Annotated in this window: 19 protein-coding genes and 1 pseudogene; 10 read left to right on the top strand and 10 right to left on the bottom strand. The window is 70.6% G+C overall.

What is annotated here, in order from left to right; all coding sequences use genetic code 11:
• Positions 1-5: 5 nt before the first annotated feature.
• From ACFPA8_RS04635 to rbsD, 4 genes and pseudogenes are all read left to right on the top strand, one after another.
• Positions 6-1,013 (top strand): LacI family DNA-binding transcriptional regulator, encoded by a 1,008-nt coding sequence (locus ACFPA8_RS04635; RefSeq protein WP_386442607.1) that lies wholly within the window; start codon positions 6-8, stop codon positions 1,011-1,013.
• A gap of 74 nt (positions 1,014-1,087) precedes the next feature.
• Positions 1,088-2,689 carry a sugar ABC transporter ATP-binding protein gene (locus ACFPA8_RS04640; protein ID WP_386442843.1) on the top strand — a complete coding sequence of 534 codons (1,602 nt, stop codon included), beginning with the start codon at positions 1,088-1,090 and terminating at the stop codon, positions 2,687-2,689.
• Positions 2,690-2,732: 43 nt separating this feature from the next.
• Positions 2,733-4,721: pseudogene (locus ACFPA8_RS04645) on the top strand (ABC transporter permease/substrate-binding protein).
• Between the two features lie 148 nt (positions 4,722-4,869).
• The gene (gene rbsD / locus ACFPA8_RS04650; protein WP_386442610.1) at positions 4,870-5,268 is read left to right on the top strand and encodes a D-ribose pyranase; all 399 of its coding nucleotides are present in this window, start codon (positions 4,870-4,872) and stop codon (positions 5,266-5,268) included.
• Between the two features lie 181 nt (positions 5,269-5,449).
• Here the strand turns inward: rbsD and ACFPA8_RS04655 are convergent, their stop codons facing one another.
• The 4 genes from ACFPA8_RS04655 to ACFPA8_RS04670 all read right to left on the bottom strand — a co-directional run bounded on the left by ACFPA8_RS04655 (position 5,450) and on the right by ACFPA8_RS04670 (position 9,641).
• Entirely contained in the window at positions 5,450-5,914 is a 465-nt protein-coding gene (locus ACFPA8_RS04655) for a hypothetical protein (RefSeq protein ID WP_386442612.1), read from the bottom strand.
• A 515-nt stretch (positions 5,915-6,429) separates the two neighbouring features.
• Complete coding sequence (locus ACFPA8_RS04660) at positions 6,430-7,302, bottom strand: sugar phosphate isomerase/epimerase family protein (protein ID WP_386442615.1); 873 nt, start codon at positions 7,300-7,302, stop codon at positions 6,430-6,432.
• A complete protein-coding gene (locus ACFPA8_RS04665) occupies positions 7,299-8,462 on the bottom strand; it encodes a dihydrodipicolinate synthase family protein (protein ID WP_386442618.1) in 1,164 nt (387 codons plus the stop codon). The genes ACFPA8_RS04660 and ACFPA8_RS04665 overlap by 4 nt, the downstream gene beginning before the upstream one ends.
• Positions 8,463-8,489: 27 nt before the next feature.
• Positions 8,490-9,641 carry a Gfo/Idh/MocA family protein gene (locus ACFPA8_RS04670; RefSeq protein ID WP_386442621.1) on the bottom strand — a complete coding sequence of 384 codons (1,152 nt, stop codon included), beginning with the start codon at positions 9,639-9,641 and terminating at the stop codon, positions 8,490-8,492.
• An 848-nt stretch (positions 9,642-10,489) separates the two neighbouring features.
• Between ACFPA8_RS04670 and ACFPA8_RS04675 the strand changes: the two genes are divergently transcribed.
• Both ACFPA8_RS04675 and ACFPA8_RS04680 read left to right on the top strand, forming a co-directional pair.
• Positions 10,490-11,623, top strand: coding sequence for a LacI family DNA-binding transcriptional regulator (locus ACFPA8_RS04675; protein ID WP_386442624.1), 1,134 nt, complete (start codon positions 10,490-10,492; stop codon positions 11,621-11,623).
• A 201-nt stretch (positions 11,624-11,824) separates the two neighbouring features.
• Positions 11,825-12,685 carry a sugar phosphate isomerase/epimerase family protein gene (locus tag ACFPA8_RS04680; protein WP_386442626.1) on the top strand — a complete coding sequence of 287 codons (861 nt, stop codon included), beginning with the start codon at positions 11,825-11,827 and terminating at the stop codon, positions 12,683-12,685.
• 144 nt (positions 12,686-12,829) lie between these two features.
• On the opposite strand, the gene ACFPA8_RS04685 is transcribed toward ACFPA8_RS04680, so the two are convergent.
• Positions 12,830-14,239, bottom strand: coding sequence for a S28 family serine protease (locus tag ACFPA8_RS04685; protein ID WP_386442629.1), 1,410 nt, complete (start codon positions 14,237-14,239; stop codon positions 12,830-12,832).
• A 255-nt stretch (positions 14,240-14,494) separates the two neighbouring features.
• Between ACFPA8_RS04685 and ACFPA8_RS04690 the strand changes: the two genes are divergently transcribed.
• Positions 14,495-15,004, top strand: coding sequence for an NUDIX hydrolase (locus ACFPA8_RS04690; protein ID WP_386442632.1), 510 nt, complete (start codon positions 14,495-14,497; stop codon positions 15,002-15,004).
• Positions 15,005-15,059: 55 nt separating this feature from the next.
• On the opposite strand, the gene ACFPA8_RS04695 is transcribed toward ACFPA8_RS04690, so the two are convergent.
• The 3 genes from ACFPA8_RS04695 to speB form a co-directional block, all read right to left on the bottom strand.
• Complete coding sequence (locus ACFPA8_RS04695; RefSeq protein WP_386442635.1) at positions 15,060-15,377, bottom strand: hypothetical protein; 318 nt, start codon at positions 15,375-15,377, stop codon at positions 15,060-15,062.
• A gap of 103 nt (positions 15,378-15,480) precedes the next feature.
• Complete coding sequence (locus tag ACFPA8_RS04700; protein WP_386442638.1) at positions 15,481-19,479, bottom strand: ABC transporter ATP-binding protein; 3,999 nt, start codon at positions 19,477-19,479, stop codon at positions 15,481-15,483.
• Between the two features lie 682 nt (positions 19,480-20,161).
• Positions 20,162-21,190 (bottom strand): agmatinase, encoded by a 1,029-nt coding sequence (gene speB, locus ACFPA8_RS04705; RefSeq protein WP_386442640.1) that lies wholly within the window; start codon positions 21,188-21,190, stop codon positions 20,162-20,164.
• A gap of 153 nt (positions 21,191-21,343) precedes the next feature.
• Between speB and ACFPA8_RS04710 the strand changes: the two genes are divergently transcribed.
• The 3 genes from ACFPA8_RS04710 to erm all read left to right on the top strand — a co-directional run bounded on the left by ACFPA8_RS04710 (position 21,344) and on the right by erm (position 23,525).
• Positions 21,344-22,144, top strand: a complete 801-nt coding sequence (locus ACFPA8_RS04710) for a phosphatase (RefSeq protein WP_386442643.1) — start codon at positions 21,344-21,346, stop codon at positions 22,142-22,144.
• 86 nt (positions 22,145-22,230) lie between these two features.
• Positions 22,231-22,401 carry a hypothetical protein gene (locus ACFPA8_RS04715; protein ID WP_386442646.1) on the top strand — a complete coding sequence of 57 codons (171 nt, stop codon included), beginning with the start codon at positions 22,231-22,233 and terminating at the stop codon, positions 22,399-22,401.
• A 353-nt stretch (positions 22,402-22,754) separates the two neighbouring features.
• The gene (gene erm / locus ACFPA8_RS04720) at positions 22,755-23,525 is read left to right on the top strand and encodes an ErmE/ErmH/ErmO/ErmR family 23S rRNA (adenine(2058)-N(6))-methyltransferase (protein WP_386442844.1); all 771 of its coding nucleotides are present in this window, start codon (positions 22,755-22,757) and stop codon (positions 23,523-23,525) included.
• Here the strand turns inward: erm and tesB are convergent.
• Entirely contained in the window at positions 23,489-24,403 is a 915-nt protein-coding gene (gene tesB, locus ACFPA8_RS04725) for an acyl-CoA thioesterase II (RefSeq protein ID WP_386442648.1), read from the bottom strand. The two genes, erm and tesB, sit on opposite strands and share 37 nt — an antisense overlap.
• A gap of 123 nt (positions 24,404-24,526) precedes the next feature.
• On the bottom strand, positions 24,527-25,684 hold the full coding sequence (locus ACFPA8_RS04730; RefSeq protein ID WP_386442651.1) for an acyl-CoA dehydrogenase family protein: 1,158 nt from the start codon (positions 25,682-25,684) through the stop codon (positions 24,527-24,529).
• Positions 25,685-25,796 lie beyond the last annotated feature (112 nt).

The following is a 25,796-nucleotide window of genomic DNA, read 5'->3' on the forward strand; positions in this document are numbered from 1 at the left end:
GGAAGTTGACCAGCATCAAGGACGTGGCCCACGCCGCGGGTGTCTCCGTAGCCACGGTCTCACGGGTGCTCAACGACCACCCGGCGGTGCGCCCGGACACCCGCTCACGCGTGCTGTCGGCGGTCACCGAACTCGGCTACCGCCCCAACGCGGTCGCGCGTTCCCTGAGGACGCATCAGACCCGCACGCTCGGCCTCGTCATCAGCGACGTGCTCAACCCGTTCTTCACGGAACTGGCGCGTGCCGTCGAGGACGCCGCCCGTGAACGCGGCTACAGCGTCATCATCGGCAACGCCGACGAACGCGCGGCCCTCCAGGAACACCACGTGCGCACCCTCCTGGAGCGGCGCATCGACGGGCTGCTGGTCTCGCCCACGGACGGCGGCACGTCGATGATCCGGGACGCCGTCGAGGTCGGCACCCCGATGGTCTTCGTCGACCGGTGGATACCCGGCCTCGACGTACCCGTCGTCCACGCCGACGGCAGGGCGGCCGTCCACGACCTCGTCGCCCACCTCCACGCGCTGGGCCACCGGCGGATCGCGATCATCGGCGGTCCCAGCGAGACGACCACGGGCAACGAACGCGTCGAGGCCTTCCGGGCGGCGCTGGAGTCGCACGGACTGCCCCTCCCCCGCGAGTACGTCGGCGAGGGCGACTTCCAGACCGAGAGCGGCAGGCGCGCGACGGAGGTCTTCCTCGGACTGGCCGAACCGCCCGACGCCGTCTTCGCGACCGACAACCTGATGGCTCTGGGCGCGATGGACGAACTGCGCCGCCGCGGCCTGCGGGTGCCGGACGACATGGCGCTCGCCGCCTTCGACGACATCCCGTGGTTCCTGCACACCGATCCCCCGATCACCGCGATCGCCCAGCCGACGGGCGAGCTGGGCCACCGTGCCGTGGAGGCACTGATCAACCTCGTCGAGGGACGGACCGCATCGTCGGTCACCCTCACCGCCCGCCTTGTCACGCGCCGCTCCTGCGGCGAGAGCGATGGGAGCCGCAGTTGAGCACCCCCGACCCCCCGCACACCCCCCGGCCGGGGCGCCGGCCGCAGGAGCAACAGCAGCCGTCGGGACGGGAGTTGCTGCGGACCCAGGGCATCCGCAAGACCTTCCCCAACGTCGTCGCCCTCGACGGCGTCGACTTCGAACTGCGCTCGGGCGAAGTGCACGTGCTCCTGGGCGAGAACGGTGCCGGCAAGAGCACCCTCATCAAGATCCTGTCCGGCGTCCACAGGGCAGACGCCGGACAGGTGCTCCGCGACGGCAGGCCGGTGCGCATCCACAGCGCCAACGACGCGGAGCGCCTCGGAATCGCCACCATGCACCAGGAGTTCAACCTCGTGCCGCACCTCAGCGTGGCCGAGAACATCTTCCTGGGGCGCCAGCCGCGCCGCTTCGGGCTGCTGGACCGCAAACGCATGGAGGCGGACGCCGCGGAGCTGCTGGACCGCGTCGGCGTGCACATCTCCCCGCGGACGCCCGTACGTGAACTGGGCGTCGCGCGCTCCCAGATGGTCGAGATCGCCAAGGCCCTCAGCCTCAGCGCACGCGTCCTGATCATGGACGAGCCGACTGCGGCCCTGACGGCCGACGAGGTGACGAAGCTCTTCGACCTCGTGCGGCGGCTGCGCTCCGAGGGCGTCGGCATCGTCTTCATCACCCACCACCTGGAAGAGATCGCCGAGTTGGGCGACCGGGTCACCGTGCTGCGGGACGGCCGCAGCGTCGGCCGGGCACCTGCCGCGACGCCGCGCGACGATCTCGTCCGGATGATGGTGGGACGCAGCATCGAGCAGCAGTACCCGCGGCAGGGGGGCCGTTCCGGCGGCCCCGCGCAGGCTCCGGCATCGCAGGCGACGGGTGCGGGAGCGCCCCTGCTGCGGGTCTCCGGCCTGAGCCGGGCCGGCGCCTTCACCGACGTCGGCTTCGAGCTGCGGGCGGGCGAAGTCGTGGGCCTGGCCGGGCTGGTGGGCGCCGGCCGTACGGAGGTGGCACGGGCTGTCTTCGGCGCCGACCCGTACGACAGGGGCACGGTGGAGGTGCAGGGCAGGCGGCTGCGCCGGAACGACATCGACGCGGCGCTGACCGCCGGCATCGGGCTCGTCCCCGAGGACCGGAAGGGCCAGGGCCTGCTGCTGGACTCGTCGGTGCAGGACAACCTCGGTCTGGTCACGCTCGGCCGCGCGTCCCGCGCCGGAATCGTCGACCTGGCCGGGCAGCAGAAGTCCGCGGCACGGATCGCGGAGCGGCTCGGGGTGCGCATGGCGGGTCTCGGCCAGCGCATGGGCACGCTCTCGGGCGGCAACCAGCAGAAGGTCGTCATCGGGAAGTGGCTGCTGGCCCGGAGCCGGGTGCTGATCCTCGACGAGCCGACGCGCGGCATCGACGTCGGCGCGAAGGTCGAAATCTACGAGCTGATCAACGAGTTGACGGCGTCGGGCCACGCGGTGCTCATGATCTCCAGCGATCTCCCCGAGGTGCTGGGCATGAGCGACCGCGTACTGGTGATGGCCCACGGCCGTATCGCGGGCGAACTCCCCGCGGGCGAAGCCACGCAGGACGCCGTGATGGCGCTGGCCGTCGGCACCGCCCACCGGGAGCACGCACCTGCGGCCGGAGAGCCCGCCGCGACGACACCGGCGACCAGGACGAAGGACAGGGAGGGCCTCCGTGGCCACTGACATCCACAGCAGCAGCGGTACGGGGCACGGACAGGAGCACCGGCTGGGCAAAGGGCCTTCGAGAGGGCGAAGGCCCGGGGGGTTGGGGGGCGCCCAGCCGGTGCTCCGCAAACTGCTGTTGGAGAACGGCGCGTTGAGCGCCCTGGTCGTGCTGGTCGTGGCGCTGACCGTCATGTCGACGGACTTCCTGAGCACGCAGAACCTGCTCAACGTCGGGGTGCAGGCGGCCGTCACGGCGATCCTCGCCTTCGGCGTCACCTTCGTCATCGTGGCGGGCGGCATCGACCTCTCGGTGGGCTCCGTCGCCGCGTTCTCCGCGATCATGCTCGGCTATCTGTCGACGACGGAGGGCTTCCCCGTCTGGCTGGCCGTCCTGCTGGCCCTCGGCACGGGCCTGGCCTGCGGCCTCGTCAGCGGGGGCCTCGTCGCGTACGGGAAGCTGCCGCCCTTCATCGCCACCCTGGCGATGCTCTCGGTGGGCCGGGGCCTCTCCCTCGTCTTCTCCGACGGCACCCCGATCGCGCTGCCGTCCTCCGTCGCGACGATCGGCGAGACCCTCGGCGGCTGGTTCCCGGTGCCGCTCCTGGTGCTGCTGGCGATGGGCGGGATCACCTCGCTCGTGCTCGCGCGCACCTACAGCGGGCGCTCGATGTACGCGATCGGGGGCAACGAGGAGGCGGCGCGGCTCTCGGGCATCCGGGTGCGGAGGCAGAAGCTCGTCATCTACGCGCTCTCCGGGACGTTCGCCGCGGTCGCCGGGATCGTGCTGGCCTCCCGGCTGGCGTCCGCCCAGCCGCAGGCGGCCATGGGGTACGAACTGGACGCCATCGCCGCGGTGGTCATCGGCGGCGCGAGCCTGTCGGGAGGCGTCGGCAAGGCGTCCGGGACGCTCATCGGCGCGCTCATCCTGGCGGTGCTGCGCAACGGGCTCAATCTGCTCCAGGTGTCGATCTTCTGGCAGCAGGTCGTCATCGGGGCGGTGATCGCCCTGGCCGTACTGCTCGATACACTCCGTCGTCGCGCATGAATTCTGTGCGTCGGAGGGGCGTCCCGTCTTCGTTCCATCTGCCGTCGACTGCAAGGAAATGCAGCAATGAGCAAGAGAAAGAGCACATTCGCCGTACTGGCCGCCGTGGCACTCATAGGCAGCGCCACAGGATGCGGCAGCGGCTCAGGGGAAGCAGGGGGCAAGGAGTCCGTCAAGCTGGGGCTCGCCCTCTCCACGCTGAACAATCCTTTCTTCGTGGAGATGAAGAAGGGCGCGGAAGCCGAGGCCAAGTCCTCCGGCGCCAAGCTGAGCGTCCAGGACGCCCAGGACGACGCCTCCCAGCAGGCGAACCAGATCCAGAACTTCACCAGCCAGAACATGAAGTCGATCATCATCAACCCGGTCGACTCGGACGCCGCCGGCCCCTCGGTGAAGGCCGCCAACAACGCCGGCATCCCGGTCGTCGCCGTCGACCGCACGGTCAACAAGGCCGAGGTCGCGACGACCGTCGCCTCCGACAACGTCTCGGGCGGCCAGAAGGCCGCACAGGCCCTCGCGAAGGAACTCGGCGAGCAGGGCAGCATCCTCGTACTGCGCGGACAGCCCGGGACCTCGGCCTCCCGCGAGCGCGGCAAGGGCTTCATGTCGGCCATCAAGAAGTACCCCGGCATCAAGATCGTCGGTAAGCAGGCCGCCAACTTCGACCGGGCCAAGGGCCTCGACGTCACCACCAACCTGCTCCAGTCCCACCCCGACGTCACCGGCGTCTTCGCCGAGAACGACGAGATGGCGCTCGGCGCCATCAAGGCGCTGGGCAGCAGGGCCGGCAATCAGGTCAAGGTCGTGGGCTTCGACGGCACCCCCGACGGCTTCAAGGCCATCAAGAAGGGCACGATGCACACGTCGATCGCCCAGCAGCCCGCCGCGCTGGGCAAGATGGCGGTACGCAACGCGCTCCGCAAGGTCGAGGGCTCGGAACCGGAGGCGCAGATCAAGGTGCCCGTGGTGCCCGTCGACGCGAGGAACGTCGAGAAGTACTCCTGAGCCGGGCGGGCTTCCCGCGACGGCGGCGAGGCGGCGGCCGCCGGGCGCACGGCCGCCGCCCGGCGCCCGTGCGGCGCGGCGCCCCGACGCCGGCCAGGGGTGCCGGAGACGTGCGAGAAGCCGGACGCGATGAAGGAGCTGGGGCGGAGTGAAGAAGTCGGGAATCCTCAACCGTCATCTCGCGGGCGCCCTGGCCCGGTTGGGCCACACCGACCGGGTCGTCGTCTGCGACGCGGGGCTCCCGATTCCCGAGAGGCCGCACGGCCCCCACGTGGTCGATCTGGCCTTCCGCGCCGGCGTGCCGCGGTTCTCCGAGGTCCTCGACGGCCTGCTCGGCGAGCTGGAGATCGAGGGCGCCACGGCAGCCGCCGAGGTCAAGGACCGGAATCCTGAGGCGTCCACACTGCTGGACGGGCTCTTCCCCGGCCTCGAACTCGTCACCCACGAGGAGCTGAAGGCCCTCACCCACGAGGCCCGCCTCGTCGTCCGTACGGGCGAGGTCCGCCCCTACGCGAACGTGATCCTGCACTGCGGAGTGCCGTTCTGAGCGGTTCCGCCCACAGCGACGCCCGTCGCCGAACGGCCGGACTCACCCCCGTGCGCGGGCTGTTGACGATCACCATGCAGGGCTGTGCGGTCGATGCGCTGCCAAGCTGAACTCGCCGCGCCACCAGGCCTGTTCCGCCGGGCCTCGGCAGCGGAACGCGCAACCGGAACCCGGCTGAGCCTCAGGGCTGCTCGTCCTGCCGGTACTCGTAGTCGTACTCGTAGCTGTACTCGTACTCGTACTCGCCCTGCTCGTGGCGTTCCCAGTGCGTCCGCCCGGGGCCCGGAGCGCCGTACTTCTCCCGCAGCCTCTCAGCGAGTTCCAGCGCCCATTCCGCCTCGGAGACCCCGGGGACGGACGGCTCGGGGGTCCGCGTCGGTGACGGCTCGGACCGGGACGCGCTCGGATGAGGCGACGTGGTCGTAGGGGCGGGCTTCGGGGGTGCCTCCGTCTTGGAGGGCTCGGGGGACGAGGGTTCCGCCGTCGCTGTGGGTTCGCGGGGCAGGGATGTAGCGGGGACCTTCTTGTTCGAGACAGGCCCGTCGTCCTCGTCACCGGCGACCGCGAGCCCTGCCGCAAGCCCCGCACCGAGGACGAGTACCGCCCCGCTCATGGCGAAGCGCGCGGATCTCGGTATGGACGTCATTGCACGGAGGTTCAGCAGGGACGTTTCCGAGACGTCGGGGTAGGACACGCGATAGAGATCGTGACCGCACTCTCGGCACGACTCGGACGCAGCGGATGATGTCGTCCCACAACGCGGGCATGTGGTCGGCATGCGCATACTCCAGAGCTGTCTTTCAGGGCACCACGGACCGTTCACGCACGTGCACTCTGCGGAGGGTAGCGGTCGACCCACCGGTAACCAGCCCTTTGAGCCGCATCGGCTCCGCGGCGGCACACAATTTGACTCCCGTGCGCAACTTCTGTGCAGGGGCGGGGTGTTGGGCTCGCCGAGCGGAGGGGCGGCCTTCGCACAGCACCCGGCGCGCTGAGCGCATCGTCAGGGGCACGTGAGCACATGGTCAGGGGCCCGGCTGCCGTGCTCCAACGGCCGGGCCCCTCTGCCCCCCTCGGCCTCTGGTTACCCCCACGAGACCCGAGTACCAGCTAAGACCTCCGACCGGCCGGAACGGTTGCACGCGATCCGGAATTTCTTCTTCAGGTGTTTTCGGGGCCCAGGAGGTCCTGCTCCGGCAGGACATGACGCACGTACCGCTCCGCCGTCTCCGCCAGTACCTCGGCGCCGTCCCGTGCCCACAGTCCCGGGTTGAAGATCTCCACCTCGATGGGTCCGTCATAGCCCGCCGCATCGACCAGTTCGCGGAATCGCCGCAGGTCGACGGCGCCGTCCCCGAGCTGGCCCCGGCCCAGCAGTACGCCCTCGGGCAGCGGCGTCACCCAGTCCGCGAGCTGGAACGCGGCCAGCCGGCCGCCCGCGCCCGCCCGCGCGATCGCCTCGGGCGCCCGGTCGTCCCACCACACGTGGTAGGTGTCGACGACGACGCCCACCTGCTCGGCCGGGAACCGCTCCGCCAGGTCGAGCGCCTGCCCCAGTGTGGAGACGACGCAGCGGTCCGAGGCGAACATCGGGTGCAGCGGCTCGATCGCCAGGCGTACGCCGCGCTCCCCCGCGTACGGGGCGAGTTCGGCGAGTGCGTCCGCGATCCGCTCCCGCGCGCCCGCGAGGTCGCGGCTCCCTTCCGGCAGCCCGCCGCAGACGAGTACGAGGGTGTCCGTCCCCAGCGTCGCGGCTTCCTCGACAGCGGCGCGGTTGTCGTCGAGCGCCCGCCGCCGTCCCTCCGGGTCGGCTGCGGTGAGGAAGCCGCCCCGGCACAGCGAGGTGACGCTCAGCCCCGCGTCACGCACCAGACGGGCGGCGGCCTCCAGGCCGTACTCCTGGACGGGCCCCCGCCACAGCCCCACCTGTCCGATGCCCGACTTGCCGCAGGTCTCGGCGAGTTCGGTCAGGGAGAGCTGCTTGACGGTCTCCTGGTTGATGGAGAAGCGGGCCGGTCCGGCCGCGGCGGTCACTGTGCGACTCCGTGGACGTCGAGGAGCCGGCGCATGCGCGCCTCCGCCAGGCCGGGGTCGGCGAACAGGCCGAGGGCGTCGGCGAGTTCGTAGGCACGGGCGAGGTGCGGGAGCGAGCGTGCCGACTGCATGCCGCCGACCATCACGAAGTGGTCCTGGTGGCCCGCAAGCCACGCGAGCAGCACGACTCCCGTCTTGTAGAAGCGTGTCGGGACCCGGAAGAGGTGCCGGGAGAGCGGGACGGTCGGGTCGAGGACGGCCCGGAAACCGTCGCGGTCGCCCGCGTCGAGGAGTCGTACGGCCTCGGCGGCGAGCGGTGCGAGCGGGTCGAAGACACCCAGCAGTGCGTGGCTGTAGAACTCGCCGTCGCCCGCGACGAGTTCGGGGTAGTTGAAGTCGTCGCCCGTGTAGCAGCGGACACCGTCCGGGAGACGGCGTCGCAGAGCGGTCTCACGCCCGGCGTCGAGCAGGGACACCTTCACGCCGTCGACCTTGCCGGGATGTTCCTCGATGATCCGCAGGAACGTACCGGTGGCGGCGTCCAGATCGGTACTGCCCCAGTAGCCCTCCAGCGCCGGGTCGAACATCGGCCCCAGCCAGTGCAGAACGACGGGCTCGGCGGCCTGCCGGAGCAGCTCTCCGTACACGTCCAGGTAGTCCTCGGGACCGCGGGCGGTCGCGGCAAGGACCCGCGAGGCCATGACGATCGCCTGCGCCCCGGTCTTCTCCACCACCTCCAGCTGTTCTTCGTACGCGCCTCGCACCGTGGCCAAGTCCGGTCCCGCGAGCGGTAGTTGATCCGTCCCCACGCCGCAGGCGATACGGCCGCCGACCGCCCGCGCCTCAGCGGCGGAGCGCTCCGTCAGCTCCGCGGCCACCGCCCACTCCAGACCAGCGCCGCGCTGCGCCGTGTCCATGGCCTCGGCGACGCAGAGGCCGTGCGACCACAGGTGACGGCGGAAGGCGAGGGTGGCGTCCCAGTCGAGAGCGGCGCGGCCGGAGTTCGGGTCGGCAAGGGGGTCGGCGACGACGTGCGCCGCGGCGAAGACCGTACGGGAGACCGGCGGGGACGCGGACGGCGGCCGCAGCACCGCGTCGGCGGGTTCGGCCCTCGGCTCGTACGCACGCAGGACGCCGTTCTCGTCGGGCAGTCGGATCACAGGGCATCTCCCTCGCAACCGGGCGTATCAGAGCGACAGTTCCGGGACCGGCAGGCGGCGGCCCTCCGCCGACGACCGCAGACCGAGTTCGGCGAGCTGGACACCTCGCGCGCCCGCCAGCAGGTCCCACTCCCAGGGCGTTCCCAGCGCGACGTGCCGCAGGAAGAGCTCCCACTGCGCCTTGAAGCCGTTGTCGAACTCCCCGTTGTCCGGCACTTCCTGCCACTGCTCGCGGAAGATCTCCGTCGCGGGAAGGTCCGGGTTCCATACCGGCTTGGGGGTGTGCGACCGGTGCTGTACGCGGCAGCGGCGAAGCCCTGCCACCGCAGAGCCCTCCGTACCGTCGACCTGGAACTCGACGAGCTCGTCGCGGTTGACACGCACCGCCCAGGAGGAGTTGAGCTGCGCGACGACGCCGCCGTCGAGTTCGAAGATGCCGTAGGCGGCGTCGTCCGCCGTGGCCTCGTAGGGCTCGCCCCTCTCGTCCCAGCGGCGTGGAATGTGCGTCACGGCGTGGGCCTGGACGGAAGTGACCCTGCCGAACAGCCCGTTGAGCACGTACTCCCAGTGCGGGAACATGTCGACGACGATGCCTCCGCCGTCCTCCGCCCGGTAGTTCCACGAGGGCCGCTGGGCATCCTGCCAGTCGCCCTCGAAGACCCAGTAGCCGAACTCGCCGCGCACGGAGAGGATTCGCCCGAAGAAGCCGCCGTCGACGAGGCGTTTGAGCTTCAGCAGTCCCGGCAGGAAGAGCTTGTCCTGCACGACGCCGTGCCGGACTCCGGCGGTGTGCGCCAGGCGTGCCAGGCCGAGGGCGCCGTCGAGACCGGTGGCGGTGGGCTTCTCGGTGTAGACGTGCTTCCCGGCGGAGATCGCCTTGCGCAGCGCCTCCTCGCGGGCGCTGGTGAGCTGGGCGTCGAAGTAGACGTCGATGCTTCCGTCGGTGAGGACGGCGTCGAGGTCGGTCGTCCACTCGTCCAGGCCGTGCCGCTCGGCGATGGCTTTGAGGGCGAGGTCGCGGCGGCCGACGAGCACGGGTTCGGGCCACAGAGTGCTGCCGTCGCCGAGGTCGAGGCCGCCGTTCTCGCGGATGGCCAATACCGAGCGGACGAGGTGCTGGCGGTATCCCATCCGCCCGGTCACTCCGTTCATGGCGATGCGCACTGTCCTGCGTGTCACGTGGGTCCTCTCCTTAGAGTCCGCCTGCGCTGCCGGTCTGCCCGATACTGCTGCACCGTTCGTCGCCGTGCCCGCCGTCCAGGGTTCCGCCGGGTGGTCGAGGATCGCCGGAAGCCGCCAGAAAGCGCTTACCGTCGCGAGGAGTCTGCCGCCGCCCGTCCGCCCGTACAAGCCCGCCGTCCACACGGGCCCCGCGCCCGCTCGTCCAACATCAGCCTTGCACCCGGGAGTTGGCCGGGCCGTCCAGGCGGAGCCGCCGGACGCCCACTAGGAACGACGCGACGGGAGCGGCCCGCACGGCGACATTGCGAGCGCGGACCGCAATCGGACGGACTGGACGTGTCGACGAATGTACGCAGTGCCAGTTCGAGTGTGTACTTGTCGGGCCCGAAGGGCTAGATGAGCTGCACGAAGAAGTCGTTCGGCCCCCGACCGGCGGGGAGGACCGCAATGAGGACCATCACGGACGAACACCCGGGATCAGGCCCCCGGATCCAGAAAGCGCTTGCCGACCGAGTGCGTACGGCGCACTTCGCAGGACAGTGCTGGAGCGGGCACGGAGACGGGCAGCCCATCTGTCCGGCTCTGTCCCCCTGCCCTCTCGTCACCGGTTGTGGTCACGGCAGTGCGAACGGGGTGAGAACATGGGCCCGCCCGACGCCCGCACGCACAGCTGTACGGCCGCGGCCGTGCGGTGCACTCCTGTACGACACCGCGGGCGACGACTGCGGAGACGGTCGCCCGGACGCGCGCGTCCCAGGGCTCCGCAACCGGCCTCCGCACAGCGCGACGCAGGCAGACAGTGGACAGCCCCGGACGGACGTGGGCAGCGGACAACGGAGGACTGAATGGCAGTGACCCTGGCCGATGTGGCGACGCGAGCAGGGGTCTCGGCAGCCACCGTCTCGCGTGTACTGAGCGGCAACTACCCGGTGGCCGGGGCCACGCGGACGAGGGTGCTGCGCGCGGTCGAGGAGTTGCAGTACGTCGTCAACGGCCCGGCCAGCGCGCTCGCGGCGGCCACCTCCGACCTGGTGGGCGTCCTCGTCAACGACATCGCGGACCCCTTCTTCGGCATCATCGCCGGTGCGGTGCAGAGCGAGATGAGCGACGGCGGAACGGCGGGCACGGGAGGCCAGAAGCTTGCCGTGGTCTGCAACACCGGCGGCTCCCCCGAGAGCGAACTGACCTACCTCACACACCTTCAGCGGCAGCGCGCCGCGGCGGTCGTCCTGACTGGCGGTGCCGTCGAGGACGAGGAGCACGGTGCCGCTGTCGCGACGCGCCTGCGCCGTCTCGCCGCCGGCGGCACCCGCATCGTGCTGTGCGGACGGCCGCCGCTCGCCCCCGCGTCCCTCGAAGCAAGCAGGGGTTCGTCCGAGGGCGGCGCGGGAGACGAACCGGACGAGGGAGACGGCATCGTCACCGTCGCCTTCGACAACCGCGGCGGCAGCCGCCGCCTCACCGAGCATCTGCTGTCACTGGGCCACCGGCGCATCGGCTACGTCGCAGGCCCCGCCGACAGCACCACCACCCGCCACCGGCTCGAGGGCCACCGGCTCGCCCTCGCCGAACGAACGCCCGGACTTCTCGCACAGGCAGAGCACTTCACGGTGCACGGCGGCGACTACGACCGTTCCTCCGGCTACGACGGCGCCCTCGAACTGCTGCGCCGTGTCCCCGACCTCACCGCCGTCGTCGCAGCGAACGACACGGTCGCGCTGGGCATCTGTGCCGCGCTGCGGGACCAGGGCAAGCGCATCCCCGAGGACGTCTCCGTCGCGGGCTTCGACGACCTGCCCTTCAGCGCCGACGCCTCCCCCGCCCTCACCACCGTCCGCATACCCCTGCACGACGCGGGCGCGAGGGCCGGACGTCTCGCCCTCGGCAGGGAGACGCCGCCGCCGGGCGGAGTCGCGACCGTACGCGTCGAACTCATGGTGAGAGCGTCGACCTCGGTGCCCGCCGGGCGGGCGGACTGACCGGCCCTCCGGACTGACCGGCTCTCCGGACTGAACGTCCGTCGGACGGGTCACCCGCCGGACAAGGAGGCCCCGCACCGGTCCCACGGGACCACGCCCGGTCCGAACACACGGACCCACGAACCCCCTGGTGCGGGGCACGACCGAGCAGTTCGTGTCCGGAGCTTGTCCGACAGCACCGACATCTGATCCGCTGTGGTCATGCGACTCGCTTTCTCCACCCTTGGCATCCCAGGTCTGCCTGTGTCCGACGCCGTCCAGCTCGCCGCCGACAACGGTTTCGAGGGCCTGGAGCTGCGCGCGCACCCCGAGGAGCCCGTGCACCCCGGTCTGTCGCTCGACGACCGTGTCGACGTGGTCGAGGAGTTCAAGGCCGCGGGGGTGGAGGTTCTCACCGTCGCCGGATACGCGAAGGTCGCAGCCCCCGGCGGCGACGAGGCGGTGTTCGGGGAGGTACGCGGGCTGCTGGAGCTCGCGCGGGATCTGGGGGCCTCGTACGTACGTGTCTTCCCGGGCGGCGGCGACAGCATCGAGGACGCCGACGCGACCGCGGCACGCCGCCTCGCGGCGATGGCGCCGCTGGCCGCGGACCTGGGGGTACGGCTCCTGCTGGAGACGCACGACTCCCACAGCACGGGTGAGGACGCGGCGCGCGTGCTCGCCGCCGTCGGCCACGCCTCCGCCGGGGCGCTGTGGGACGTCATGCACACCTGGCGGGCCGGCGAGGACCCTGGGGCCAGCCACCGCCTGCTCGCGCCCTTCCTCGGCTACGTACAGGTCAAGGACGTCGCGTCCGCGGAGGACACCACTCCGCTGCCTCCCGGCCAGGGCGTCCTTCCCCTGCACCGGATCGTCGGACTGCTGACACACGCGGGCGAGGCGGACGACCCCATCGGTGCCGTGGGCTCCGGCGGCAGCGCGGCGCCCGCCGCCCGTGCGGGCGCCGCCCGCGGATGGCTGTGCTGGGAGTACGAGAAGCGCTGGTACCCGGAGGTGCCGGAGCTGCCCGGTCTCCTCCCGGGCGTGCGGGACCACTTGAAGACGCTGCTGGCCGAGTCCTGACCCCCGCGCTCGGGCGGCCGGCAGAACCCCGCGCAGCGCCACCTGGAACGCCGAGGGCCCGGCCCGGGAACACATCCCCGGGCCGGGCCGCCTTTCATACGGAACTGCACGTGCACCAACTGCTGCACGTGCGCCGCGTCAGTCCTACGGACGCAGCATCCGCTCCCGCTCGTCGGGACGGTCGAGCTCCGCGTCGTACTTCGTCATCCGCTTGGGCTGTGCGTCGTCCGCGGACTTCACACCCGCCCACTTCAGCAGCGCGGCCGTGGCCTTCGCCTTGTCGTCCTTGCCCAGACCGGCGATGTTCGCACCGTGGTTGGCGCCGGGAGCCTCGAGGACGTACGACTCCTCGGTACCCTTGCCGACGCTGAACGGCTCGGCGCTCCAGGGGTCACTCTCACCGTTGACGAAGAGCATCCGGGAGGCGTTCTTGCGCACCCAGCTGTCGATGTCCTTCATCGCCTTGCGGTCGAACTTCATCGGGATGTCCCGAGGCACGTACGTGCGAGGCGTGTTGAGTCCGGGGTACTTGCGGACGTCGTCCAGGAGGGGCGACTCGTAGTCCGGCGAACCCATCTGCGTGCCGGCCTGGTAGTAGTACGGCGTGTAGTACTCGATGCCCTGGTCGGTGCCGGCTTCCCAGCCGCCGATCTCGTTGGCCCAGTCCCACAGTTCACCGGTCTCGGCGTCCTTGGTGGGAACGTCGCCGCACTCCTCCTCCTCGGAGTGGTACTGCCAGAAGCCCCACACCAGGTCCTGCGCGACGAGTTCGAACGCCTTGTCGGCGCTGCCGGCCAGCTTGAAGGTGTACTTGCCTTCCTTCGCCCACTTCTTCAGACGGTCGACCATCTCGCCGCGACGGTCGAAGATCTCGTGCTGGGTGGAGTTCAGGCGGTCGCGGCACTTCTCGGAACCGACTTCCTCGAAGAAGTCGTAGTAGGCCGAGTCCTCCTTGTTGTTCACGTCGTTGGGCGCGACGTAGGCGACCGTGCCGTCCATGTCCTCGGGGTGGAAGCGGCGGTAGTACGTCGCCGTCATGCCGCCCTTGCTGCCGCCGGTGGAGATCCAGCGCTTGCCGTAGATGTCGTTCAGAGCCGTGAAGACGCGGTGCTGGTCGTCGGCGGCCTGCCGGATGTCGAGCTTCGACCAGTCGGCCGGATCGGGCCGCGACGGGGTGAAGTAGCGGTACTCCATCGACACCTGGTTGCCGTCGATCATCTGCGTCGGCTCGCTGCGCCGGGGCTCCTCGTTGAGCCCGTAGCCGGAGGTGAAGAAGACGGTGGGGCTCTTCTCGCTCTTGTGGAGCAGGGAGAGGCGCTGCTTGAAGGTCCCCTTCTCGGGGTTGCGGTGGTCCACCGGCTGTTCGTAGTTGAGGAGGAAGAAGCGGTAGCCGTCGACCGGCTTCTCCTCGATGATGCTCATCCCCTTGATTGCGAGGATGCGGTCCTTGATGTCCGTGTCCGCCGCTGTGGCGGCGTTGAACGTCGCTCCGCCGACGCCGGCGGTGCCTATGAGCACCGTCAGCGACAGCAGCCATCTGGAGGTTCTTCGCATGCGCTCTCCCCTGGATCCGGCAAAGGTCGAGGTGAACTTACCGGTACGGATGCGGCACCGCCATATCTTCCGCCCTTGTGTGACGTGCGGCCCAGCGGCCCTGTGTCCGCTCCGGCGGATCCGGACGGGACGGACCACCCGGCGCGCACGACTGCTGCGCCGTCGAACTGGCCGGGCAGCCACGGGTGGTGGGCGGCCCTCCGCCCCCGTCCCGTCCCATCCCGGTTCTCAGCGCGAGGACCTACGCTGCTGTGCATGACGGACTCCCGGGAAGTGCCCCTGGTCACCGGACCACGCCGGATGGCGCTGCTGTCCTTCATCGACGCCGGGGAACTCCCGGAGTGCGCCCGCTTCGAGGACACCCCCACCGGATACGTGCTGATCGTGCTGTGGCACGAGGGCAGGGTCCTCATGGTGTACGAGCGCGAGCGCGAGTGCTGGGAACTGCCCGGAGGCGGCATCGAGCCGCAGGAGTCCCCGAGGGCGGCAGCCGTGCGGGAGCTGCGGGAGGAGACCGGTCAGCGGGTGACCGAGGACGAGCTGCGCTTCGTGGGCCATACGCGTACGGCGATCGGTGCGGCACAACGGGTCCTGGGCGGCGCCGTGTTCACGGCAGAGGCGAGGGAACCGCGCCCGTTCACGGCCAACGACGAGGTGTCGGCGGTGCACTGGCGCACGGGCGCCGAGCCTCTGCCAGGCGGAGGACTCGTCCAGACAGTGGACGAGTACATCGTGGAACTGTGCAGGCAGGCGCCCTCGCACTGAACGGGTGGACGGCCGGAGAGCGGAACGCGCAACAGGGCGCCGGCCGACCGGCAAGTCACATGTCGACCGGCTCGAACTGCGCGAACATGTCCCCCGCCTCGGGCAGTTCCCTCAGGGGCACGTAATCGCAGACCGCCGCGTACCTGCCCCACATGGCCACCACATCCGGATGCTCGTGTGCCGCCGTGATCCCACCGTCCCTCCACTCGAACACCTCGACGATCACACCGCTCTTCGCCCGCATGACGAGCGCAGGTCGATCGGTCGCGAGGCCGAGCCGGCGGAGCAGGGGTACGTGCTCACGCGTCAGGGCCAGCAACTCGTCCTCGCCGCCCCGCTTCGGCCGGTAGCCCACGATCACCATGTCACCCATGACGTGCCCCTTCCGGCGGCCCCACGCCCCGTCCTCACCGTGAGACCGCCACCGCGACGGTGCGCCGAGAACGACCTGGTCCGTGTAACCGGCGCTGTTCCCCTCAAACCGCTGAACTCTCCGCGGTCGTAGGCACCGCAGCAGGTTCGGGCTCGCCCGAGAAGGTGCGCCACAACTGCGCGTACTTGCCGTCCAGTCCGAGCAGCTCCCCGTGCGTCCCCTCCTCGACGATCCGGCCGTGGTCGAGGACGACGACGCGGTCCGCCCGGGCGGCGGTCGTCAGCCTGTGTGCGACGACCAGGGTGGTGCGGGTTCCCGCCAGCCGGTCGGTCGCCTGGTTGACCATCGATTCCGTCGCCAGGTCCAGCGCCGCGGTCGCTTCGTCCAGCAGCAGGATGTCCGGGTCCACCAGTTCCGCCCGTGCGAGAGCGATGAGTTGCCGCTGTCCCGCGGAGAGGTTGCGGCCCCGCTCCGCGACGGTGTGCAGATAGCCGTCCGACAGCGTCGCGATCATCTCGTGGGCGCCCACCGCACGTGCCGCTGCCTCGACTTCGGCGTCTGTGGCGTCGATCCGTCCGTAGGCGATGGCGTCGCGCACAGTGCCCGGGAAGAGATACGGCTCCTGCGGCACGACTCCGAGCCGGTGCCGGTAGGCGGGGAGATCGAGCGTGCGCAGGTCCTCTCCGTCGACGAGGACGGCTCCGGCAGTGGGGTCGTAGAAGCGGGCGACCAGCTTCACGAGCGTGGACTTTCCCGCGCCTGTCTCACCGACGAAGGCGACAGTCTGTCCGGGGGGAATCGTCAGCCCGATCCCGGACAGTGCTTCCTCCTCGTGCGTGCCGCCCTCCGCGGTGGCGTAGCTGAAGTGCACGTTCTCGAAAGTGATCTCCCCCCGCAGCAGGCCGACCTTGCGCGGCTGCTCCGGAGCGGGAGTCGTGGTGTCCTCGCTCAGCAGCTGCTGGATGCGGCCCAGTGCGACGGACGCCTGCTGGTATCCGTCGAAGACCTGCGACAACTGCTGCACCGGTGAGAAGAACAGCTCGATGTAGAGCAGGTAGGCGACCAGCCCGCCCGCGGTGAGCGTGCCCTCGCCGATCCGGCCGGCGCCCACGACGAGCACGGCGGCGGTGGCGAGCGAGGCGAGCAACTGCACGAACGGGAAGTAGATCGAGATCAGCCACTGTCCGCGCACCCGCGCCTGCCGGTAGCCGTCGCTGCGCTCGACGAACCGGTCGGTTCCGAGGCGCTCACGCCGGAACGCCTGCACCATGCGCAGCCCGGCGACCGACTCCTGCAGATCCGCGTTGACGACACTGACCCGCTCACGCGCCAGTTCGTACGCCTTGACGCTGTGCCGCCGGAAGTAGACCGTCCCGATGATCAGCACGGGCAGGGTCGCGAAGACTACGAGAGCCAGCTGCAGATCGAGCACGAGCAGTGCGACGAGAATGCCGAGGAAGGTGAAGACGGAGACGACTGCGGTGACGAGTCCGGTCTGCAGGAAGGTCGACAGCGCGTCCACATCGGTGGTCATACGGGTCATGACGGCACCGGCCAGATGGCGCTCGTAGTAGTCGAGTCCGAGGCGCTGGAGATGCGAGAAGATCTTGAGCCTGAGGGCGTAGAGCACGCGCTCGCCCGTGCGGCCCGTCAGCCGCATGGCGACGAACTGCGCGGCCCACTGGCAGACCACCACGAGCAGGGCCAGCGCGGACGCCGTCCATACCGCGCCGAGTGCCGCCTTCTCCACACCGTCGTCGATCCCGTTGCGGATCAGTACGGGCAGTGCGAGCCCGAACCCCGCGTCCAGGGCGGCGAAGAACAGGGCGACGAGCAGCGCGGCACCGAAGCCGTGCAGCAGCCGCCGCAGTCCGTAGGCCTTCTCCGCGCCCTCCGCACGCTCCTCGTCCACGTCCGGAACGTCCTCGGCCGGGGGCAGCGCGGCGACTCGGGCGAGAAGCTCGGGGCTGCCCGGCATGGATGCCAGCTCCGCCGCGAAGCCGCCGGGGCGCCCGGCCTGTGCACCGCCGATGTCGGAACGGCCCGCGCCAGGGGCTCCCTCCGTGGCCTCGTCGTCCCTGCGCACCCACAACTCCGGTGTGACGCCGTCCACTTCCGGAGCGTCCGCCGTCGCCACACCTCCCGCGGCGTCCGCGCCCGCGGCGGTACCCGACGCCGCGTGAGCCGTCGCGGCACCCGAGGCGGCGAGACCTGCCGGGTCTCGCTCGATCTCCCCCAGTTCGTCGGGGTCGGTCAGCAGACGCCGGTAGAGCGCACAGCGCTCCTCCAGCTCCTCGTGCGTCCCCACGTCCGCGAGGCGTCCGCCGTCCAGGACGGCGATCCGGTCGGCGAGCTTCAGGGTCGACTGCCGGTGCGCGATCAGCAGTGTCGTACGTCCTTCCATCACACTGCGCAGCGCCTCATGGATCTCGTGCTCCACGTGGGCGTCGACGGCCGAGGTCGCGTCGTCGAGGAGCAGCAGCCGCGGGTCGGTGAGGATGGCGCGGGCGAGGGCGATGCGCTGCCGCTGGCCGCCGGAGAGGGTCAGCCCTTGTTCGCCGACAGTGGTGTCGTAGCCGTCGGGAAGGCTGGCGATGAAGCCGTCGGCCTGGGCGGCGCGGGCAGCGGTACGGATCTGTTCGTCTGTGGCGTCGGGTGCGCCGTAGGCGATGTTCTCCCGGATGGTCTCGGAGAAGAGGAAGCTGTTCTCGGGTACGAGCCCGATCGCCGAGCGCAGCGAGCCGAGTGTCAGATCCCGCACGTCGTGCCCGCCGACGCGTACGGCGCCCTCCGTCACGTCGTAGTAGCGGGGCAGCAGGAGGGCGAGGGTGGACTTGCCGCTGCCGCTCGATCCGACCACCGCGACGGTCTCGCCGGGCTCGACGCGCAGGCTGAACCCGTCCAGGACCATGCTGCGGCGGCCGGGTCGGCCTCCGGCGACGCCCTCGGTCCCGGATGATCCACCGGACCCGCCGGCTTCGCCGGACTCCGCGGACTCGCCGGACTTCACCGGCTCGGCGGGCTTCTCGTATCCGAAGCCGACGCCGTCGAACTCGACGGACGCCTCGGCGTCGGCGGGCAGTTCCCGCGCATCGGGCCGTTCGCTCAGCTGCGGCTCCGTGTCGATCAGGTCGTAGACGCGTTCGACGCCTGCCCGCGCCTGCTGCCCGACCGTCAGCATCATGGCGAGCATCCGTACGGGCCCGACGAGCTGCGCGAGGTAGGTGGAGAACGCGACGAACGTGCCGAGCGTGATCTGGCCCTCGGTCGCCATCCAGCCGCCCAGTGCGAGCATGCCGACCTGCCCCAGGGCGGGCACGGACTGCAGTGCGGGCGTGTAACGGGAGTTGAGGCGCACCGTGCGCAGCCGGGCGGCGAACAGCTCACGGCTGATGTCGCGCAGCTTCCGCTTCTCCTGGTGCTCCTGTCCGAACCCCTTGACCACGCGCACGCCGGTGACCGCTCCGTCGACGACGGACGCGACCGCTCCGGCCTGCTGCTGTGCGTACCACGTCGCGGGGAAGAGCCTGGTGCGGCTGAGGTTGGCGATCCACCACAGCGCGGGGAACACGGCGAGCGAGACGACGGTGAGCAGCGGGGAGAGCACGACCATCACCACGAGAGCGACGGCGAAGAGCAGCACGTTGCCGATCATCATGGGCAGCATGAACAGCAGGCTCTGCACCAGCTGCAGATCGCTGGTGCCCCGTCCGACGACCTGACCGGTCGACAGTTCGTCCTGGCTGCGTCCGTCCAGGCGGATGATCGCCCGGTACATCTCGGTACGCAGGTCGTGCTGCACGTCGAGGGCGAGGCGGCCGCCGTAGTAGCGGCGTGCCCAGGTCAGGACGTAGATCACGACTGCGGCCGCGATCAGCAGACCGATCCACACGACCATGCCGTCGCCGCCGCCGACCACCACGTCGTCGATGATCACCTTGGTGAGCAGCGGAACGAGCGCCATGACGCCCATGCCGGCGAGGGACGCCCCGACGGCGAGCACCACCGCTCGCCTGTAGTGCCAGCAGTAGCCCGCCAGCCTCCGTGCCCAGCCCTGCGGTCCGCTCCCCCGCGGCCCGCTCTCCTCTTCCGTCCCCGTCACCCTGTTTCCTCGCTCTCCGGCCGCCGCTGCGTTCGCCTCGGAATCGGGACCCGGGGGTTCCCCGGCCCGGTGCTGCCGAAGGCACCAACGCCCCGGTGAGCGGAATTCATCCCACCGGTACGACGACGGCGAGAAGCCGGGACCGACGCATCAGGCCGATACACCCAGGACCCGGACGGATTCCGGGCCGGAAGGAAGTGGAAGGCGAGGGCGTTCGCATGTGCCGCATGTGCCTCCGGGACGGTCCGGGAGAGCGGGGGGCTCTCCCGGACCGTCCCGGCGGGAACGTCCATGGAATCGCAGACAGGCAGGCACCCCCCACAGGGCCGACGCTGTCGCCGTCATGTGACGTCCCCATTCCCGCGGGACCGCACTGCGGAGTCTGTCGTGAAGTTTCACGCGATGCACATCGACCGACCAGATTGAGTAACGTTTTGTGTTAAATCAGTTTCGCACAGTTACCGCTTACTGTGTGTGGTCGCGATCACACGCACCGCTCCCACCAGCCATGATCGACTACCGCTTCAGGAGTCGAATCGACACAGTGTGCGAGCAAGCGCATACACCCAGTTTCCAATACGGCTGGAAACCGTCCCGTGTGCGTCTCTCGAACCGCCTGTCGAACCACTTGCGCCTCCGCTTTCACACTCACGCAGCGTGGCACGGCCAGCAGGCCGGCTTGCTACCCGGCGTCCCGCGCCTCGGCGATCTGCCGTGCCATGAGCGTCGTCAGCTCGTACGCCGTGTGCGAGGCGGCGACCGAGGTGATCTCGGCGTGGTCGTAGGCGGGCGCGACCTCCACCAGGTCCGCCGAGACGAGACGGCATGCCGCGAGACCACGGATGATCTCCAGCAGTTCACGCGAGGTGAGACCGCCCGCCTCCGGCGTACCGGTGCCCGGCGCGTGGGCGGGGTCGAGCACGTCGATGTCCACGGAGATGTACAGGGGCCTGTCGCCGATGCGCTGCCGGAGCTGGTCGGTGACCTCGTCGACGCCGCGGCGCATCACGTCCGCGGAGGTGACGATGCCGAAGCCCATCTTCGCGTCGTCGTCCAGGTCCTTCTTGCCGTACAGCGGTCCGCGGGTACCCACGTGCGAGACGGCGGAGGTGTCCAGGAGCCCCTCCTCGAAGGCCCGGCGGAACGGCGTGCCGTGGGTGTAGGCGGCGCCGAAGTAGGTGTCCCAGGTGTCGAGATGGGCGTCGAAGTGCAGCAGCGCCACGGGCCCGTGCTTCCTGGCGACCGAACGCAGCAGCGGCAGGGCGATCGTGTGGTCCCCGCCGAGCGTCATCATCCGTGCGCCGCTGTCGAGGATCCCGTCGGCCGCCTCCTGGACGGTCTCGACGGCCTCCCCGATGTCGAACGGATTCGCCGCGACGTCCCCCGCGTCCGCGACCTGGGCGAGCGCGAAGGGCGAGGCGTCCTGGGCGGGGTTGTACGGACGCAGCAGGCGGGAGGCCTCACGGATCGCGTTCCCGCCGAACCGGGCGCCGGGCCGGTAGGAGACGCCCGTGTCGAAGGGGACGCCGACGACGGCCACGTCCGCCTTGCCGCCGACCTGGTCGAGGCGGGGCAGCCGCGCGAAGGTGGCGGGGCCCGCGTAGCGCGGGACGCGCGAGGAGTCGACAGGGCCGAGCGGCTCGGCGTGCGGCTGCGGCGCGGACTGCTCCCCGGGCCGCTGGGACTGTTCGGGCTGCTCCGCTGTACTCATGGGTGCGAGCGTAGGCGGCCGGCACACCCCACTCGTTGGACGTACCTGAGAGCACGCGCCCGGCTTTTGTCCGCCGCGTACAGAACGAGGGCACCGGGTGACCGATGGCGGGTACCGCTCCGGGCACGCACGGACAGGGGTGACAATGACGGCATGCCCATATTCAGCGCCGCCGCCCCCACCAGAACCGAGCTGATCGACCACCTGATCCGCACCCGCATCGCGGGGGACGTGGCCACCCCCCGCGAGAACAACCTCTCCCACTACCGCCGGCTCGCGAACAACGACCGGCACTACTGGCTGGGGCTGGAACTCGGCGACCGCTGGAGAGACGAGCAGGACGTGCTCGCGGTGATGGCGGAACGCTGCGGCGTCGTCGACGACCCGGGCCACCGCAGCGGCCAGGACACCATCGATCCCGAACTGACCGTCGGCGCACTGGACCGCGCCGCTGCCGAGCTGCGCAAGGCGGCCGAGGCGCAACGGCGCGTGCTGCTGGCGACGGGCCACCCGGGAGCGCTGCTCGACATGCACGGCGCGATCGCTCAGGCCCTGCACGACGCGGGGTGCGACGTCCTCCGCGTCCCCCTCGACACTTTCGCCGACGACGGCGTGGTGGTGCAGTTCGGCGGTGTCGCGGCGTACGAGCGGGGCGCCTCCTTGTGGCACACGCACTCACCGGAGCCGATGGCGCAGGTGCTGAACGCTCTGCAGCGGGCCGGCGAGGCGCAGCCCGACCTCGTCGTCGCCGACCACGGCTGGGCGGGCCACGCCGCACAGCAGGGCATCCACACCGTGGGCTTCGCCGACTGCAACGACCCGGCGCTCTTCCTCGGCGAGGCCGAGGGCACCCTCGCCGTCGCCGTGCCGCTGGACGACCACGTCATCCACCCCCGCTACTACGAGCCCATGACGGCCTATCTGCTGGCGGCCGCCCAGCTCACCTCGGACTGACCGGGAGCCGCTCCTCCCCTGCCCGGGCAGGACGCCACGCGAAAACCCGATTGCGCGGCCGCCCCGCCCCGCATAGCGTCCGGGACATGTCCGCGTCCGCAGCGTTCCAGGCGATCATCAACGGCGTGTGCGCCGATGCGCTGGGGGCACCCCTCACGTCCTCGGGACTGTGGGGGCACAGCCGCGGGGCCGTCCTCCGGTCCGTCGCACGCCCGCGCAACAGGCGCCCGGCCCTGGCCCTCCGCCAGGACGTCTGAAGGCGCTCCGGTCCACACGCTCCACCTTCACCCGCACGCTTCCCGCATGCGCACCCCTCCGTGCGCGTACGCGTTCACCTGCGCGTACGCGTCACCGGCTCACGCCGACGCGAGCGGGCCCCGGCGTGCTGACTCCGCGTGCCGATCCCGACCGCCCGGCCTCTGATCAGCTCGGCCTCTGATCAGCCCGGCCTGACAAGGCGTCCCCGCGTACGTGCCCAGGGCCTCCGGTGTCCGACATCAACCGGACAGGCCCGGCTCCGGCGCGCCCGTACGACCACCGTGCGGCGCCCGCCTCCGATGCGGCGGCAGGCCGTTCCCTCCGCCGGGCCCGTCCTCCGCATCAGAGGACCATCGCCGTGGCACACCGCCGCAAGACGCTCTCCCAGAACTTCCTGCACGATCCCGCCGTCGTACGCCGACTCGTGCGCCTGTCCGCCCTCCCCGACGAGGCGCTGGTCGTGGAACCGGGCGCGGGCGAGGGGGCACTGACCCGCTCGCTGGCCACCGCCCGCCGCCGCGTCGTCGCCTACGAGATCGATCCGCGGCTCGCCGCCCGGCTCTCCCACAGCCTCGGCAGCCGGCCGGGCCTGCGGATCGTGCACGGCGACTTCCTCCGTGCGCGTCCCCCGCGCGAAGCGTTCGCCGTGGTCGGCAACATCCCCTACACCCGCACGACCGACATCGTCCGCTGGTGCCTGGCCGCGCCCCGACTGACCTCGGCCACGCTGCTGACCCAGCTCGAGTTCGCCCGCAAGCACTCCGGCGACTTCGGGCGCTGGCCGCTGCTGACCGTGCGTACGTGGCCGGAGCACCTGTGGCGCCGCCTGGACCGGGTGAGCCGGCGCTCGTTCACGCCGGTCCCCCGCTCCGACTCCGCGGTACTGCGCGTCGAAACCCGTCCGCAGCCGCTGCTTCAGCGCGAACAGCTGCCCGCCTACCGGGACTTCGTCGAATTCGGCTTCACGGGCCTCGGCGGATCGCTCGCAGCCACCCTCGCCCGGCGCCACGGCCGTACACGCGTACGTGCCGTATTCCGCGGCCTGGACGTGGCGGCGTCACTCCCCGTCGGACTGGTTGCTCCTGCTCAATGGCTGTCCCTGTTCCGGGAGTTGGAGGGCTGACGGGGCACGCGTACGACGCCTTCCTGGATCACCGAGACGGCGAGCCGGCCGTCGCGTGTGTAGATGCGCCCCTGGCCGAGTCCCCGTCCGCCCTGCGCGGTCGGACTGACCTGGTCGTACAGGAGCCATTCGTCCGCGCGGAAGGGGCGGTGGAACCACATCGCGTGATCCAGGCTGGCGCCGACCACGTCGCCGACCGCCCAGCCGCCGCGCCCGTGTGCGAGCAGCACCGAGTCCAGCAGGGTCATGTCGGAGACGTACGTGGCGAGGCAGATGTGCAGCATCGGGTCGTCGAGGGTGCCGTCCAGCTTGCCGTTGGTACGGAACCAGACCTGCGAGCGCGGCTCACGGGGCCGTCCCGCACTGGCGAAGGGCGGCTCGCGCACGTACCGCAGGTCGACGGCCGCACGCGCCTTCAGCAGCCGCTGCGGGACGTCGGAACCGCGGAAGAGCTCCGCGTACCGCGGCAGCATCTCCTCGGCAGTCGGCAGCGTCTCCGGATCGGGTGCCTCCGGCATCGGCTCCTGGTGTTCGAGGCCGTCCTCGAACGTCTGGAACGAGCTGGAGAGGTGGAAGATCGGCTGCCCGTGCTGGACGGCCACGACCCGGCGTGTGGTGAAGGAGCGTCCGTCCCTGATGCGGTCGACCGTGTAGACGATCGGTGCACCCGGATCGCCCGGACGCAGGAAGTACGCGTGCAGCGAGTGCGGAAGACGCCCCTCCGGGACGGTCCGGCAGGCGGCGACGAGCGCCTGCGCGGCCACCTGGCCGCCGAACACCCGCGGTACGACGGCCTCCCGGCTGTCGCCCCGGTAGATGTCCTGCTCGACCCGCTCCAGATCGAGCAGGTCGAGCAGGGACGTCAGTTCATTGCTCATGCGGGCGATTGTGCCCTCCGGGTGCCACCGGCCGTCACGGCCCGGATCACACCGGGGGCTGAAGCGGCGTGAATCACATCGCCCCTGCTCACAGCGTCGGCCAACGCACCGCTCACGGCCGGGTCACAGCCCCATCGACTTGGCCACGATCGACCGCATGACCTCACTGGTGCCTCCGTAGATGCGGGAGACACGGGTGTCCGCGTACAGGCTGGCGATCGGGTATTCCAGCATGTAGCCGTAACCGCCGTGCAGTTGCAGGCACTTGTCGATGACCTTGGCCGCCAGCTCGGTCGTGAACAGCTTCGCGGACGCGGCGTCGGCCGGCGTCAGCTCGTCCGCGTCCAGCGCCTCCAGCGCGCGGTCGCAGACCGCCTGCATCGCATCGACGTCGGCCTTGCAGTCCGCCAGTACGAACTTGGTGTTCTGGAAGGAGGCGACCTCCCGGCCGAAGACCGTGCGCTCCTTGACGTACTCGTGAGCGAACCGCAGAGCCGCGGCGGACATCGCGTACGCCCCGATGGCGATGCCCAGACGCTCCTGCGGCAGGTTGTGCGTCAGGTACTCGAACGCCTTGCCGGGCTCGCCGAGCATGTCCTCGACCGGCACCTTGACGTCGTTGAAGGAGAGTTCAGCGGTGTCGGAGGCGCGCAGGCCGAGCTTCTCCAGCTTGCGGCCCACCGCGTAGCCCTCGCTCCCGGCGTCCACGACGAGGATCGAGATGCCGCCGCGCCGGTCCTCGGGGTCGGGCGGGGACGTACGGCAGCACACCAGCACCCGGTCCGCCTGAACGCCGCCGGTGATGAAGGTCTTGGCGCCGTTGAGCACGTAGTGCGTGCCGTCCTCGGAGAGCCTGGCGGTGGTCTTCATGCCCGCGAGGTCCGAGCCGGTGCCGGGCTCCGTCATGGCGATGGCGGTCATCATGTCGCCGGAGACGAAGCCCGGCAGCCAGCGCTGCTTCTGCTCCTCCGACCCGTACTTGAGGATGTAGGGGAGGCACAGCGCGGTGTGCACGCTGGAGCCGCCGAAACTCACACCCGCCCGCGCGCACTCCTCGGTGATGACGGCGTTGAACTTGAAGCTGGCCTCTCCCGCGCCGCCGTACTCCTCGGGCACCTCGATGCCGAAGACCCCCAGTTCGCCGAGCTTCTTGTAGAAGTCCCTCGGGACGTATCCCTGTTCGGCCCACTCCGGATAGTGGGGGACGACCTCGGCCTGGATGAACTCCCGGATCGTCTGACGGAACGCCTCGTGGTCCTCGTTGAACACCGTGCGACGCACTGGCACGCCTCCTCAAGTCCCGCTGTCGCGCGCCAGCCGCTCCGGTCCTTGCGCACGGTGCGGTACGGACCCGTTCGACTGGTGCCTCACATTGGCTAAGCGCTTGCTCAGT

This window comes from Streptomyces ovatisporus, assembly GCF_042653885.1.
GTDB classification, from domain to species: domain Bacteria; phylum Actinomycetota; class Actinomycetes; order Streptomycetales; family Streptomycetaceae; genus Streptomyces; species Streptomyces ovatisporus.

Bases quoted from the DNA above. Each gene is read 5' to 3' on its own strand.
- ACFPA8_RS04710 (WP_386442643.1), top strand. From the start codon at position 21,344: ATGCCCATATTCAGCGCCGCCGCCCCCACCAGAACCGAGCTGATCGAC.
- ACFPA8_RS04680 (WP_386442626.1), top strand. From the start codon at position 11,825: ATGCGACTCGCTTTCTCCACCCTTGGCATCCCAGGTCTGCCTGTGTCC.
- ACFPA8_RS04690 (WP_386442632.1), top strand. From the start codon at position 14,495: ATGACGGACTCCCGGGAAGTGCCCCTGGTCACCGGACCACGCCGGATG.
- ACFPA8_RS04655 (WP_386442612.1), bottom strand. From the start codon at position 5,914: ATGACGTCCATACCGAGATCCGCGCGCTTCGCCATGAGCGGGGCGGTA.
- tesB (WP_386442648.1), bottom strand. From the start codon at position 24,403: ATGAGCAATGAACTGACGTCCCTGCTCGACCTGCTCGATCTGGAGCGG.
- speB (WP_386442640.1), bottom strand. From the start codon at position 21,190: ATGAGTACAGCGGAGCAGCCCGAACAGTCCCAGCGGCCCGGGGAGCAG.
- ACFPA8_RS04675 (WP_386442624.1), top strand. From the start codon at position 10,490: ATGGCAGTGACCCTGGCCGATGTGGCGACGCGAGCAGGGGTCTCGGCA.
- ACFPA8_RS04715 (WP_386442646.1), top strand. From the start codon at position 22,231: ATGTCCGCGTCCGCAGCGTTCCAGGCGATCATCAACGGCGTGTGCGCC.
- ACFPA8_RS04685 (WP_386442629.1), bottom strand. From the start codon at position 14,239: ATGCGAAGAACCTCCAGATGGCTGCTGTCGCTGACGGTGCTCATAGGC.
- ACFPA8_RS04695 (WP_386442635.1), bottom strand. From the start codon at position 15,377: ATGGGTGACATGGTGATCGTGGGCTACCGGCCGAAGCGGGGCGGCGAG.